At 63.2% G+C, this 13,165-nt stretch carries 11 protein-coding genes; 2 read left to right on the top strand and 9 right to left on the bottom strand.

Features of this window, described 5'->3' with window-relative positions; all coding sequences use genetic code 11:
* Positions 1-144 precede the first annotated feature (144 nt).
* From JOE32_RS15565 to JOE32_RS15575, 3 genes are all read right to left on the bottom strand, one after another.
* Complete coding sequence (locus tag JOE32_RS15565; protein ID WP_209985893.1) at positions 145-579, bottom strand: hypothetical protein; 435 nt, start codon at positions 577-579, stop codon at positions 145-147.
* Complete coding sequence (locus JOE32_RS15570) at positions 542-1,171, bottom strand: nucleotidyltransferase domain-containing protein (RefSeq protein ID WP_057006536.1); 630 nt, start codon at positions 1,169-1,171, stop codon at positions 542-544. Before JOE32_RS15570 ends, JOE32_RS15565 begins: the two co-directional genes overlap by 38 nt.
* A gap of 170 nt (positions 1,172-1,341) precedes the next feature.
* Positions 1,342-1,578 carry a DUF6124 family protein gene (locus JOE32_RS15575; protein WP_209985896.1) on the bottom strand — a complete coding sequence of 79 codons (237 nt, stop codon included), beginning with the start codon at positions 1,576-1,578 and terminating at the stop codon, positions 1,342-1,344.
* 510 nt (positions 1,579-2,088) lie between these two features.
* On the opposite strand from JOE32_RS15575, the gene JOE32_RS15580 reads away from it, so the two are divergent.
* Together JOE32_RS15580 and JOE32_RS15585 are read left to right on the top strand one after the other, a co-directional pair.
* Positions 2,089-2,367 (top strand): type II toxin-antitoxin system RelE/ParE family toxin, encoded by a 279-nt coding sequence (locus JOE32_RS15580; protein WP_122459228.1) that lies wholly within the window; start codon positions 2,089-2,091, stop codon positions 2,365-2,367.
* A 14-nt stretch (positions 2,368-2,381) separates the two neighbouring features.
* Positions 2,382-2,669 (top strand): HigA family addiction module antitoxin, encoded by a 288-nt coding sequence (locus JOE32_RS15585; protein ID WP_209985899.1) that lies wholly within the window; start codon positions 2,382-2,384, stop codon positions 2,667-2,669.
* 131 nt (positions 2,670-2,800) lie between these two features.
* On the opposite strand, the gene JOE32_RS15590 is transcribed toward JOE32_RS15585, so the two are convergent.
* From JOE32_RS15590 to pilH, 6 genes are all read right to left on the bottom strand, one after another.
* Complete coding sequence (locus tag JOE32_RS15590) at positions 2,801-3,016, bottom strand: DUF6124 family protein (protein ID WP_209985901.1); 216 nt, start codon at positions 3,014-3,016, stop codon at positions 2,801-2,803.
* Positions 3,017-3,751: 735 nt separating this feature from the next.
* Complete coding sequence (locus JOE32_RS15595) at positions 3,752-4,207, bottom strand: chemotaxis protein CheW (protein WP_209985903.1); 456 nt, start codon at positions 4,205-4,207, stop codon at positions 3,752-3,754.
* Entirely contained in the window at positions 4,200-10,019 is a 5,820-nt protein-coding gene (locus tag JOE32_RS15600) for an Hpt domain-containing protein (RefSeq protein WP_209985906.1), read from the bottom strand. Before JOE32_RS15600 ends, JOE32_RS15595 begins: the two co-directional genes overlap by 8 nt.
* Positions 10,020-10,188: 169 nt before the next feature.
* Positions 10,189-12,240 carry a methyl-accepting chemotaxis protein gene (locus tag JOE32_RS15605; protein ID WP_209985908.1) on the bottom strand — a complete coding sequence of 684 codons (2,052 nt, stop codon included), beginning with the start codon at positions 12,238-12,240 and terminating at the stop codon, positions 10,189-10,191.
* On the bottom strand, positions 12,237-12,761 hold the full coding sequence (locus JOE32_RS15610; RefSeq protein ID WP_209985911.1) for a chemotaxis protein CheW: 525 nt from the start codon (positions 12,759-12,761) through the stop codon (positions 12,237-12,239). Before JOE32_RS15610 ends, JOE32_RS15605 begins: the two co-directional genes overlap by 4 nt.
* A gap of 12 nt (positions 12,762-12,773) precedes the next feature.
* Positions 12,774-13,139 carry a twitching motility response regulator PilH gene (gene pilH, locus JOE32_RS15615; protein ID WP_003234583.1) on the bottom strand — a complete coding sequence of 122 codons (366 nt, stop codon included), beginning with the start codon at positions 13,137-13,139 and terminating at the stop codon, positions 12,774-12,776.
* Positions 13,140-13,165: the final 26 nt, after the last annotated feature.

Here is a 13,165-nt window from a genome sequence, read left to right on the forward strand (position 1 = left end):
AGGAGAAACATGTGAGAGGGGGCTTGCTCCCGATAGCGGTGCCTCAGTTGATAAACAGGCAACTGACCCACCGCTATCGGGAGCAAGCCCCCTCCCACATTTGCTCGGTGGTGTTCAGTGGATAGCGGTCGCAGGAAAGGCGCGTTATCCCCATTTATGACCAGCAAGAAGCTCTTCCACTTTCTTCAACAGCGCCATTGCGGCGCTCATCAATTGACTTAGCAGCGCCTCGTCTTCATCCATGTAGCCCTCATATTCCGCCAGATTTCGGCGCTCATGGCACAGCACCAATAACCTCACCTCCACTTTGTTCGCTTCGGTGGTGTGTACCAGACATTGAAAGACCAGATAGCGTTTGTCGGAGCGATACCCTTGCAGACGCAAGGCTGTAAGCGCCATGGCATGAGCGGCGTTGTAGGCCAGGTCGAAACGACTGGCGAACGATAGCGGCGCGGTTGCGGCGTCTTTCAACCGGTCACGGGCCGAGCGCATCAGCCCATCACATTCCTTGCGATCCGGCGGCTCGGCTTTCAAGCCACCCCTACGTTGCAGATTCTCCAGGTTTGCCTTGCTGTCCATCCATGGATTCCAGGGGATTTCCCCCAATCAGATTGATCTTGTCCTGCTGTACGACCCGTTGCACAAAGCTGTTGCCGGCATTCCATTTGCCGATCCAGTCTTGAGGGGTGTAAAGCGTCGGGTTGATGGTGCGGCCCAGTTGCTCTTCCAGCGGTATGAGCTGTTCCATGACTTCACTGTAGTTGAGGCTTTTGCCGATCAGCATGAGATCTATGTCACTGGATGAGTGCGCCTCGCCCTTGGCGATGGAGCCGTAAACAAACGCCCAGGTGATCTGCGCGGCGAACGGTGCCAGTGCGTTGCGCAATGGCTCATCCAGGCCAAGCGTCTTGCGCACGATAGCCAGCATCTCCGAGTAGATCGGGCACAGAGGGTTGGCCTGGTAATGGGTCTGGTTGCCCTGGCGCGTTACGCTCAGGATGCCGGCCAGCTGCAAACGCGTCAGCTCGCGGGTGAGACTACCCTTACCCACCTGGGCCCAGCGCGCGATTTCATTGGTGAAGAAACTTTTCTCGGGCTTGCCGAACAGCAGGCCAAGCACTTTCTGCTGGGTGACGGTGAAAAGCGCGGAACTGAGCGATAAGGTTTGCATGGTGAAGGCCGGAGAGTCCCAATAAGGGAACGATAGGTCCCTTTATGGGAACGATCAAGCACAAAATGTGCGAGGGAGTCTGCTCCCGATAGCAGGCGGTCAGTTGATGAACAGGCAACTGACCCACTGCTATCGGGAGCAAGCCTCCCACATTTGCTCGGTGGCGTGGTTTAGATAGGCGAAGGACTGACTTGCTCCAGTGCTCTGTCGACCAGCAATTGGCCGAGCTCGGCCAGCTGTTGAATGCCGAGCATGATCGCGCGCTGGGAAGCGTCCAGGTCGAAGGCCAGCGTGCAAGTGAGTGCGTTGAGGGAGGACAGGGTTTCGCTGGCATTGACCAGCAGGGTTTCGGTGGTTAGCTGGGGGGTTACGGTAAAGAGGAGTGGACTCGGGGTGGGTTTTACCATGATTTACAGCTCCGATATGTGATGGAGGCTGCGCCCTTTCCGCTTGCACGCGAATAAGGGTGGCAGCTGTGCGCAGGTGTGCAAGACCGGGCATATCGGACCCCGGCAGACCTCGAAAGATCTCCCGCGCGCAGCTGCCATAACAAGTACAGCAGGCATAAAAAACGCCCGCTGAATGGCTATGGGCGTTTATGCGCCGACATGTAACCGGACTTGCACGTCCGTGTCACCGTTTTTTGCGATGACGGGACGAAGACTAGGCGCGCGGGCCGTGTTCAACAAGTTCATGCTCAGCCCAAAATCCTGCAGGAAAATTCCGAGAGCCGTATTCGAGCGCGTTCTCCCGACAGACGGTAAGGAATGCTCCGACAGGCTTTTCAGGTTGTTGGTCGGAACCCGCCTCTTTAGCCTTTCAGCTCGAATCGTGCCACGGGCAGACACCATGAACCCGACCAAAAACCCCGGTACAAGGCCCTTGCAGAGCGTGATGCATCACATCACAATCACACCATGATCGTCAGCTGGAAACATAAGGGGCTCAGAGCCTTTTATGAGAACGGTTCAACCAAAGGTATCAACGCCAATCATGCAAAGCGCCTGCGCCGCGTTCTGTTCATTCTGGATAAGGCCGAACACCCAGAAGCTTTGAATCTGCCCGGATGGCGCTTTCATCGATTGAAGGGCGATCTGATCGACTACTGGTCCGTCAGTATCAGTGGTAACTGGCGCATTATTTTTCGGATGCTCGATGATCAGGTCGAACTGATTGATTATCTTGATTACCACTGAGTAGAGGTATCTATATGGGCATGCACAACCCACCTCACCCAGGCGAAATCTTGCTTGAGGATGTGATCCCTGCCGTAGGCATCACCATCACTGAAATGGCAAGGCGCCTGGGCTTCGCCCGTGAGACGTTTTCCAGGATCTTGCATGGCCATGCCCCAATCAGCCCGGACCTTGCCGTCAGGTTGGAGCGCGCCGGTGTGAGTACCGCACAGCTATGGTTGTCGATGCAAAGCGCCTACGACCTGTGGCAGGCAGAGCACCGTGAGCAACCAGTGATTGAGCGGTTTGCGCGGATCGATTGAGGCCTGAAGCCGAGCGCGATTCACTGTGGGAGGGGGCTTGCTCCCGATAGCAGGCGGTCAGTTGATGAACAGGCAACTGACCCATCGCTATCGGGAGCAAGCCACCTCCCTCATTTGCTCGGTGGCGTGGTTTAGATAGGCGAAGGACTGACTTGCTCCAGTGCTCTGTCGACCAGCTGTTGAATGCCGAGCATGATCGCGCGCTGGGAAGCGTCCAGGTCGAAGGCCAGCGTGCAAGTGAGTGCGTTGAGGGAGGACAGGGTTTCGCTGGCGTTGATCAGCAGGGTTTCGGTGGTTTGCTGGGGGGTTACGGTGAAGAGGGGTGAACTCGGGGTGGGTTTGACCATGATGAAACTCCTAAACAGTTAGTAAGGAGCGCCACCGTTCGCTTGCACGCGAATGAGGGTGGCGACCGTGCGCAGGTGTGCAAGACCGGGCCTGTTTAGGACACCCAGCAGGTCCGAGGACCTCCTGCGCGCGGCCGCCATAAAGCAGCGAGCACAAAAAACGCCCGAGGCTGGGCGTTTATACGCCTAAACAGTTTCGTCGGACTTGCACGTCCGTGTCACCGTTTTTCGCGATGACGGGACGAAGACTAGGCGCGCGGGCCGTGCTCAACAAGTTCATGCACAGCCCAAAATCCTGCAGGAAAATTCCGAGAGCCGTATTCGAGCGCGATTGAGTGTCGCAGGCCCCTTTCGCGCAGCAAACTGGAGCTTCTGTGGCGAGCGGGCTTGCCCCGCGTTGGGGTGCGAAGCGCCCCCAATCGAGCAAAAACGCGGTGTACCTGATACGGCTCAGCGCCTGGCTTTGGGGCTGCTGCGCAGCCCAACGCAGGACAAGCCTGCTCGCCACAGGGGAGCTGCGCTTAACTGAACGGCATTAGGGCAAGCCCGCTCGCCACAGGAAAGTGGCTGCCTGAAATTTCAGGCTTTAAATCAAAAAGTTATCTTATGTTTGATAAGAGCGGGTTTGCTCGCGAATGCGGTATATCAGCCATGTTTCAGTGACTGACCCGGCGCCTTCACAGGCAAGCCAGCTCCCACATTTGGGTCTTCACAGGAATATGAACAGGTGGGTCATCAGGCGAGGCCGGACTCGACCAGCAGCGCTTCAAGCCCCATCAAATCCGGCACTCTCGCCACATGCTCGCCCACCTGCACCGCCGCCAGCTCCAGGGGGCACAGCGGCACGTCGACGTAGCTCAATTCGCTGTCGAGTTTGTACGAGCGGGGAATGCCCTGGATCACCAGCGCAATGAACTTCAGCGTTGGCCGCCCGCCGAGGGCGTTCAGCACCACGATGCGCGAACGCTCGCCGGTCAGGCTGGCTTCGCCGCACACCGCTTCAAAGCTGATCAACGGAATCTGCCGATCACGCCAGGTCACTTGCCGCAGATACCACGGCGGCGCATCACTGGCCGGCTCTCCACGCTGAAAGTCGATCAACTCGGCAATGGCGACGTTAGGCAACACCAGGTGCCGATCAGCCAGGGGCAGCAGCAGGCCGGTAAGTTGGCTGGCGCGGTGGTCAAGCATGGGACTTGCTCCAATAGGCGATGCTTTCCAGCAGCACCGACTCCTGGTACGGCTTGCCCAGGTAGTCGTTGACGCCGATGGCCATGGCGCGGTCGCGGTGTTTCTGGCCGGTGCGCGAGGTGATCATGATGATCGGCAGGCGCATCAGCCGTGGGTCGTTGCGCACCTGGATCGCCACTTCGAAACCGTCCATGCGCGGCATTTCGATGTCGAGCAGCATCAGGTCCGGGGTGTGCTCCTCAAGCACGGCCAGGGCGTCGATGCCGTCCTTGGCGGTGAGCACGTTCATGCCGTTGCGCTCCAGCAGGCGGCTGGTGACTTTGCGCACGGTGACCGAATCGTCCACCACCAGCACCAGCAGCGGACGCTTTTTCAGCGGGTCGTTGAGCACCAGCGGCACGTCCAGCGCCTGCGCCGGCAAGGCCGGTTGCCGCACGCGGATATGCGCCAGCAGGTCGATGATCAACACCACGCGACCATCGCCCAGGATCGTTGCGCCGGACAGCCCCTGCACCCCGGCAAACTGCGGCCCCAAGCCCTTGACCACAATCTCGCGTGTGCCCGCCATGGCATCCACATGCACCGCCACGCGGCGCTCATTGCAGTGCACCAGCAACACCGGTACCGGTTGGTACTCGCCCAGCAGTTTCGGGCGGCCGACGGTGTGCAACAGGTCGCCCAGGTAGAACAGCTCATAGCGCTGGCCGGCGTATTCGTAACACGGCGGGTCCTGCTGATAATGCCCGGCCAGTTCATGGGGGGGCACGCGCACCAGGCCTTCAATGGTGTTGAGCGGGATCGCGTATTGATCGTCCGCGCACTGCACCATCAACGCCCGGTTGACCGACACGGTGAACGGCAGGCGAATGCGAAAGTGCACGCCCGCTCCCGAGGTCGAATCGATCACCATCGAGCCGCCCAGCTGGCGCACCTCTTCATGCACCACGTCCATGCCCACGCCACGCCCGGAAATCTGCGTGATTTTCTCGGCGGTAGAAAACCCCGGCTGCAGGATGAACTGCAACACGTCGCGGTCGCTCATCTCCTGATCGGGCTTGAGCAGCCCGCGCTTGATCGCCTTGCGCCGCACCGCGTCGAGGGGCACGCCGGCGCCGTCGTCGCGCATGTCGAACACGATGTCGCCGCCTTCGTGGGTCAGGTCCAGGGTGATGCGGCCCGTCTCGGGCTTGCCCGCCAACAGGCGCGCCTCGCGCGATTCCAGGCCGTGGTCGACGGCGTTGCGCAGCATATGCTCGAGCGGCGCAACCATGCGCTCCAGCACGTTGCGGTCCATCTCGCCCTCGGCATTGCCGACCACGAACTCCACGTCCTTGCCCAACTCTTGCGCCACCTGGCGCACGATGCGCTTGAGGCGTGGCAGCATGCGTTCGAACGGCACCATGCGGGTGCGCATCAGGCCTTCCTGCAAGGCGGTGTTGATGCGCGCCTGTTGCTGCAACAGGTCATGGGCATCCTGGTTGCGGCGCTCAAGGGTTTCCTTGAGATCCAGCAGGTCGCTGGCAGACTCGGACAGCGCGCGGGACAACTGCTGCAACTGTGAATGGCGGTCCATTTCCAGCGGATCGAATTCTTCATAGCCCAGGCGCTCGGCCTCGGCCTGCTGGCGGCTGAGCAGGCGGCCCTGGGTTTCGCTGTCGAGCCGGCGCAGTTGGTCGCGCATGCGCTCGATGGTGGTTTCCACCTCGCTCAACGCGGCGCGCGCGTCGTTGACCTGCTGTTCGATGCGGCCCCGGAAGATCGAGGTTTCACCGGCCAAATTGACCAGATCGTCGAGCAGGTCGGCGGAGATCTTCACCATGTCGGCGTTGGGGTCGACGGCCGTTTCGGTCTTGCCCGCCGGCAACGCCACCGGCCCCAGCGGTTCCGCGCTGGGCTGCACCAGGCTTCTGATGCGCGTGATCAGTTTGTCCACCGAGCCCACCGGCAGGCCATCGGCGACCGCGTCGATCATCTGCGCCAGGCGGTCGTGGCAGCCTTGCAGCAAAGCGAACAGCTCGGCCGACGGCGCAAGCAACCCGGCGGACAGCCCTTCGTAGAGAAATTCCAGCTCATGGGCCAGGTCGCCAATCGGCGCGATCTCGACCATGCGCGCGCCGCCCTTGAGGGTGTGCAGGTCGCGCAGCAGGGTTTCCACTTCCTGGCGACCGCCCGGCTCGGCCTGCCAGCGCAGCAGCGCGGCGCCGGAACTGTCGAGGATATCGGCCGCTTCTTCGAGGAAGATATCCAGCAGCTCGGGGTCGGCACTGGCGGCCTGCGGTGCGGCAACCGGTGCAGCCGGCGTACTGCCCTGGCGAAACGCACGCAGCGTGTCGATCAGTTCGCGGCTGTCGCTCAACGGCTGATGGTCGTGCAGCTCCTCCAGTTGCAAGGCCAACTGCTCGTGACTGGCCATCAGCAGGCGCGACAGTTCGGCCGAGTAGCTGTAGCGGCGGTCCACCAGGCCTTCGTACAAGCACTCAAGTTCCTGGGCGAGGTCGCCCACCGGCTCGATTTCGGCCATGCGCGCGCCACCCTTGAGGGTGTGCAGGTCGCGTTGCAGGGAGGACAGCGGCGCGGCGTTTTCCGGGTCCAGCAGCCAGCGTTTAAGCGACTGGCCGGCGCTGTCGAGAATGTCCACCGCCTCTTCGAGGAAGATCTCGACGATCTCGTCGTCCATCGCCGTTGCCTGCTCCAACTGCGCCGTGGCAGCGCCCAGTTCGGCGATGTTCGGAGCGTTGTGGCCGTCGCGGGTGATCAGCCCGGTGGCGGACGGGTCGAGTGCATCGTCAAGCAGCTCGCGCAGGGCCTGCAAACGGGCCGGTGCCGGGCTGATTTCCTGGCCGGCGGCCAACTGGTCGAGCATGTTGATCAATGCTTCGTGGGCCTGTTCGGCCTCATGAAAAAACCGCGCGCTGACCGCCAGGCTGCTTTCTTCCACCGCGCCATACAGGTCGAGCAAGGCTTCACACAGGGCATCGATGGGGTGCAGGTCAGCGAGGTGCGCGCCCTCCCCCAGGGTGGTCAATTCGTCCAGCAGCGCGCTCAGCTCCTGGCGCTCGCCGGGGTGCTGCTGCCAGCGGCGCAGCAGGCTTTCGGCATCCAGCAAAATGTCCATGCCCTGGGCCAGGAAGTTGCTGATCAACTGCGGGTCGCGCTTGATGCGCAGGCCCGTGCCGGGGGCGTCGAGCAAGGCTTGAAGCTGCTGGTCGAGCAGCGCCTGGGTGCGGTTGATCAGCGCTGTCGCGCCTTTGATCGGCGCCAGCGGGTCGCGGTGCAACTGGCGCAGGCCTTGCTGGAACAGGCCTTCGGCTTCCAGCAGCAATTCCACTTCGTCCAGGTCCAGCGGCAGGCGGTGGGCCTTGTATTCACGGGTCAGGTGATCGAGCGGACGCGCCAGTTCGGCGATGGGCAACACACCGGCCATGTAGGCGCTGCCCTTGAGGGTGTGCAGCGCGCGTTGCAGAGCGTCGCTGACGTGCAGCGGAACGTGCTCGGCGGCCTGGTGCAGAAAGTGATTGAGGCTCTCGAGGTGGCTCTGGGCTTCGTTGCGGAAAATCTCCAGCAGCATCGGGTCGTGGGGTTCGACCGCGTGGGTCGGCGTGCCGCTGGCCAAGGCGTGGGCACGCGCAGCCAGGGCGTCGACTTCATCGCGCTGGCGCTGGTCGCCGCTGGCAAAATCGGCGATCAGTTCCGGCAGCAGGGCCACGGTTTCATCCAGCACCTCTTGCACGTCGGCGCCGAGGACCACGCTGCGCTCCAGCACGCGGTTGAGCAGGTTTTCCACCGCCCAGGCCAGCTCGGCCAGTACCAGCGCGCGCACCATGCGGCCGCTGCCCTTGAGGGTGTGAAAGGCGCGGCGCATTTCGGCCTGGGCGGTTTTGTCGGCACTGTTGGGCAGGTCACGGTGCAGCACCTCGAGGACTTCGTCGGTTTCTTCGAGGAAGACTTCGCGCAGTTCGTCGTCGATGGGGGCTTCGTCGGCCGGCGGCGGCAACAGGCTGCCGGGGCGTTGTCGGGCCGGCGGGTTCAGGCGTGAGGTGGGGCTGGCCAGGGCGTCGAACTGCGACTGGCTCGGCGCCTCATCGCTCGAAAGCGCACCCTCCGGCGCCACCAGCGCCTGGCGCCAGGGTTTGGCCGCAGGCAGGTAACCCAGCGCGGTCAGGCCCTGGGTGGCCATCTCCAGCACCCGTTCGCCGTCGGCGTCGGGGTCCTGGAGCATGCGTTCGAGGTAGTACTCCAGGCCGCTGATCACCTCGGCGAAATGCTCCAGCTGCACCTCGGACGGTGCGCCATCGTTGACCATCAGCTGTTCATTCACGTAGTCGGCGCAGCCGCGCATCAGGCTCGCCGCGCGGGGCAAAGGGATCATGGCCAGCGCGCCACGCACCTGGCTCAGCAGCTCCGGCAGCGACTCCAGGTGCTGGCGGTCCCAATCGGCTTCGAGGCAATCGATCACCAGCTCTCTGGCCTGCTTGAGGCACTGGCAGGATTCGCGGATCACCAACTGGTGAATCTGGGTCAGGTCGGTGGTGGGCAGGCGGCTCTCCTCGCGGCCCTGCGCCTCCACGGTGCCGACCATGCCCGCCAGCGTGGCTTCGACGTAGAGCAACGCGCCCGCCACGTCCATCAGCACCGGATCATTGGGCTCGCGCTGACCCTGGGCCAGGCTCTGCACCACGGCCAACTGATCGATGATCACTTTGCGCGGCTGACCGAAGCCCAGTACCGCAAGGGTGTCGGCGATCTGGCGCAGCGGCGCCAGCAGCGCGTCGAGATCGCCGATGTGCTGGCGGTCGCTGCGCACGAACAGGTCCAGCCGCTCCTTGACCCGCACCAGCTCTTCACACAACGCACCGAGCACCGAGCCCATGGCATTGCGGTCCGGTCCGGCCAGGCGCGCACGCTCGGCATCCACCAGCGCGCTGTCGGGCAAGGCGTCATCCAGGCCGTAGCGTTCCTTCAAACTCTGCATGCGCGGGGTTGGCCGGGTGACCTTGGCCACATAAAACAACAGGCTCTTGAGCAAGCCATCCGGTGCGGGCTGGTTGATGCCGCCAATGCCCTGGGCGAGCAGGCGCTTGAGTTGTTTGCCACTGGCCTTGAGCAGGCTGCGCAACGCCGGGCTGTTGGCGATCACGCCGGTGAGCATGCCCTCGACCAGCGCCGAGGTGACTTGCCACAAGGGCAACAGCGGCGCGCCCTGGCACAGCGCTTCGAGGCGCGCGAACACCCGCGCCATGTCTTCCAGGTTGCTCGGGCCGTGATCCTCGCGCAGCAACCCGGCCAGCGCCTGCTGCAACCATTGCTGCCACTGGCGCAATTGCTCGTGAAGCTCGGGCTGATCGCGCTGGGCCAGGGCGTCGTCGGGCAGCGGCGCAATCGACAGCAACTGCGGGCTGAACAGGCTGGTTTCCGACAGCAGGCTTTCGCCACGGGCGCTGCGCAGGTCGTTGAGCAACGGCAGCACCACCAGCGGCAAATCGCGGCGGGCGCTGTGCACGCGGTCCAGGTACAGCGGCAGCTGGCCGAGGGCCTGTTGCAGCAGGCGGAGGCTTTCGTCGCGCTGGCTGACGCGCTCGGCCTGCAGCGCCAGGGCCAGTTCCTCGATCTCTTCGGCGAGCAGCGCCGCGCCGTAGAACTCGACCATTTGCAGCGCGCCATGCACTTGATGGATGCACGCCAGGCACTCGCCCAGGGCGTCGGCGTCGCGGGTTTCGACAAACGCGTCCAGCGCCGAACGGGCCTGCTTCAGGGTTTCGGCAATGTCGCCCTTGACCCATTCGAGGGCCACGTAGTCGTGCCGATCAACCATAACTGCTCCGCTTAGAATTCGTGGGTTGCTGGTGTTGCCAAGATCTCGACAGTAAAGGAGATCCCAGGTGGCAGGGGGCTTGCTCCCGATGGCGGAGGGTCAGGCACCTGATTCATTGACTGATGTACCGCTATCGGGAGCAAGCCCCCTCTCACCTTTGAATCGCATTTCAATCGTCGACCGGTTTGGGCGGCGGAAGAGTGAATCCCGACACCGAACGCCGCAACTGGCTGGCCATTTTTGCCAGGTTGCCGATGCTCTCGGCGGTCGCCGTCGAGCCCGAGGAGGTCTGGGTGGTGATCTGCTGAATCACGTTCATGGTCAGGGAGATCTGCCCCGCCGACGACGTCTGTTGCTGCGCCGCATTGGAAATACTCTGGATCAGCGCCGCCAGGGTCTTGGACACCCCTTCGATCTCCTCCAGCGCCACGCCGGCGTCCTGGGCCAATCGCGCACCACGCACCACTTCGGTGGTGGTCTGCTCCATGGAAATCACGGCTTCGTTGGTGTCGGCCTGGATCGCCCGCACCAGGGTTTCAATCTGCCGGGTGGCCGCCGATGAGCGCTCGGCCAGGCGCTGCACTTCATCGGCCACCACGGCGAACCCGCGCCCGGCGTCACCGGCCATGCTCGCCTGGATCGCGGCGTTCAGGGCGAGGATGTTGGTCTGGTCGGCGATGTCGTCGATCAGGCTGACGATATCGCCGATTTCCTGGGACGACTCGCCCAGGCGCTTGATGCGTTTGGCGGTGTCCTGGATCTGTTCGCGAATGTTGTCCATGCCGTGGATGGTGTTGTGCACCACCTCGTTACCCTTGTTGGCGATCTCCACCGAGCGCTCGGCCACCGCCGAGGATTCGGCGGCGTTGGCCGAGACGTGGTCGATGGACTGGGCCATCTGGCTGATGGCGGTGGAGGCTTCGGCGATCTGCTGGGCCTGATGCTCCGAGGCCTGCGCCAGGTGCATGGCGGTGGCCTGGGTCTCTTGCACGGCACCGGCCACCTGGCCCGCCGTGAGGTTGATGGTGGCGACCAGATCGCGCAGTTGGTCCACGGAATAGTTGATCGAGTCGGCAATGGTGCCGGTGAAGTCCTCGGTCACCGAGGCCGTTACGGTGAGGTCGCCATCGGCCAGGTCTTCGATCTCATCGAGCAGGCGCATGATCGCGTTCTGATTGCGCTCGTTCTTCTCGGCGGTTTCACGCAGTTGACGGTTGGTTTCGCGCACCATCACCAGGCCGATCAGGATGATCGAGGTCAGCGCCAGCAAGCCCAGCATGTAGCCGCCTAGGGTGTCGAAGCTGCGTCCGCTGGCGAGGTTTTCGAAACCGGTGGCCAGGTGCGAGGCTTCATCGAGCAGGGTCTGCGACAGGTTGAAGATATTGCTCGCCGAGGCGCGCACCTGGAACAGTTGCGGCGAGGTCTCGAGGATTTCATCCACCGAGCCGGACACGAACTCGAACAGCTCGGCGATTTCTGTCAGCCGCGCGCGGGCGTCACGGTCTTCGACCTGGGTGATGCGCAGCCCGGGATTGCCGTTGAGCATACCATTGAGCACCACGCCAAAGCGGTTGGCGTCGCGGCCGAAGGCATCGGCGGCCTGCACAGCGGTTTCGTCGCCGGCCAGCACGGTGTTGACCGCACCCAGGATGCGTTCGGCCAGCAACGACTGACGCTGGGCCAGGGCCACCTGGCTGGCCGGGGCGCCGCGCTGCAGCAGGATGTCGACGACCTTTTCCGATTCCATCTGCAATTGCGGCACGGTTTCGGCCAGGGTCGCGGCCACCTGATGCAGGGACAGCACCGTCTGTTCGCTGGCGAGGATTGCGTCGGTGTTTTTCAGCAGCGCTTCCCAGTCGGTCTGCACCGCGCGCATTTCGTTGCGCACGGCGCTGGGCGCGGCGGGCAGGCCGGTGTCGCGGTCGCCTTTTTTCAGGTAGCCCCAGCGCTGCGCGAAGTCGTTGCGCGCTTCGGCGAGCAGCTTGAACGCCGCCGCCTTGCCGGCAGCGGCTTCGGTCGCGTTCTTGGCGATGCGCTGGGACAGCACGCGCAGCTCGCCGGCGTGGCCGATGTACTGTTTGTCGTAGGTGGACTGGGTGTTGAGGTACGCGAAGTTGGCGAACAGCAGCATGATGAACACGATCAACGCGATGAACAGCACGATGATCTGTGAACGGCTGCGCGACGCGGCCTGTGGCCTGGGCGTGGTCGGGGTGGTCATGCGGCAACATCCATAAAGCCCGGGGCCTCGGCCAGGGCGAAGGGGCTGAACACCTGCCATTGCGGCTCGCCGTCGAAGCGGCCCTGGATATACGGCGCGTCGGGGCGGGCATCGCTCACCCGCGCGTCTTGTGCGAAATGCTGCATCCCCACCACCTCATCCACCAGCAGACCGACAAACAGCTCGTTGACCTCCACCACCAATACCCGCCGCTGCTTGCGCACCCTGGACAGCGGCAGGCCGAGGAACCCGCCCAGGTCCATCACCGGCAACAGTCGCCCGCGCAGGTTGGCCACGCCCTTGACCCAGGGTTTCACGCCGGGCATCAAGGTGCAGCGCGGTTCATGCAGCACCTCGGCGACTTCGCCGATGGGTGCCACGTACCAGTGCTGCCCCAGGCGAAAGCCGATGCCGCTCCAGCGTTGCAGGCGGGTTTCCTGGGACGGCAGGTCGGCGGCCAGCAGGCGACAGCGGCGGTCGATGTCCAGCAGCAGCTCGAAGGCAGTGTGCGACTCGGTCATGATGGCGTGCCGTCAGCCGGCCAGCACCTTGTTGAGGGTGGCAATCAGGGTGTCTTCGTCGACCGGCTTGGTCAGGTAATCCTTGGCGCCCTGGCGCGCGCCCCAAATCTTGTCGGTTTCCTGGTCTTTGGTGGTGATGATGATGATCGGGATGCCGTTGGTTTCCGGCTCCTTGGACAGTTGGCGCGTGGCCTGGAAGCCGTTGAGGCCAGGCATCACGATGTCCATCAGCACGGCGTCGGGTTTTTCCTGACGGGCCAGGGCCACGCCGTCCGCGCCGTTCTCGGCTTTCAGCACCTGATGGCCGTGCTTTTCCAGCATGCCGGTGAGTTTGTACATTTCGGTCGGCGAATCGTCGACGATCAGAACACGTGCCATGGTTTTCCCCACTACATTGGTCGGCG

This window comes from Pseudomonas sp. PvP025 (genome assembly GCF_017832155.1).
In the GTDB taxonomy this organism is placed as follows: domain Bacteria; phylum Pseudomonadota; class Gammaproteobacteria; order Pseudomonadales; family Pseudomonadaceae; genus Aquipseudomonas.

Bases quoted from the DNA above. Each gene is read 5' to 3' on its own strand.
- JOE32_RS15575 (WP_209985896.1), bottom strand. From the start codon at position 1,578: ATGGTAAAACCCACCCCGAGTCCACTCCTCTTTACCGTAACCCCCCAG.
- JOE32_RS15610 (WP_209985911.1), bottom strand. From the start codon at position 12,761: ATGACCGAGTCGCACACTGCCTTCGAGCTGCTGCTGGACATCGACCGC.
- JOE32_RS15595 (WP_209985903.1), bottom strand. From the start codon at position 4,207: ATGCTTGACCACCGCGCCAGCCAACTTACCGGCCTGCTGCTGCCCCTG.
- JOE32_RS15580 (WP_122459228.1), top strand. From the start codon at position 2,089: ATGATCGTCAGCTGGAAACATAAGGGGCTCAGAGCCTTTTATGAGAAC.
- pilH (WP_003234583.1), bottom strand. From the start codon at position 13,139: ATGGCACGTGTTCTGATCGTCGACGATTCGCCGACCGAAATGTACAAA.
- JOE32_RS15585 (WP_209985899.1), top strand. From the start codon at position 2,382: ATGGGCATGCACAACCCACCTCACCCAGGCGAAATCTTGCTTGAGGAT.
- JOE32_RS15600 (WP_209985906.1), bottom strand. From the start codon at position 10,019: ATGGTTGATCGGCACGACTACGTGGCCCTCGAATGGGTCAAGGGCGAC.
- JOE32_RS15605 (WP_209985908.1), bottom strand. From the start codon at position 12,240: ATGACCACCCCGACCACGCCCAGGCCACAGGCCGCGTCGCGCAGCCGT.
- JOE32_RS15590 (WP_209985901.1), bottom strand. From the start codon at position 3,016: ATGGTCAAACCCACCCCGAGTTCACCCCTCTTCACCGTAACCCCCCAG.
- JOE32_RS15565 (WP_209985893.1), bottom strand. From the start codon at position 579: ATGGACAGCAAGGCAAACCTGGAGAATCTGCAACGTAGGGGTGGCTTG.
- JOE32_RS15570 (WP_057006536.1), bottom strand. From the start codon at position 1,171: ATGCAAACCTTATCGCTCAGTTCCGCGCTTTTCACCGTCACCCAGCAG.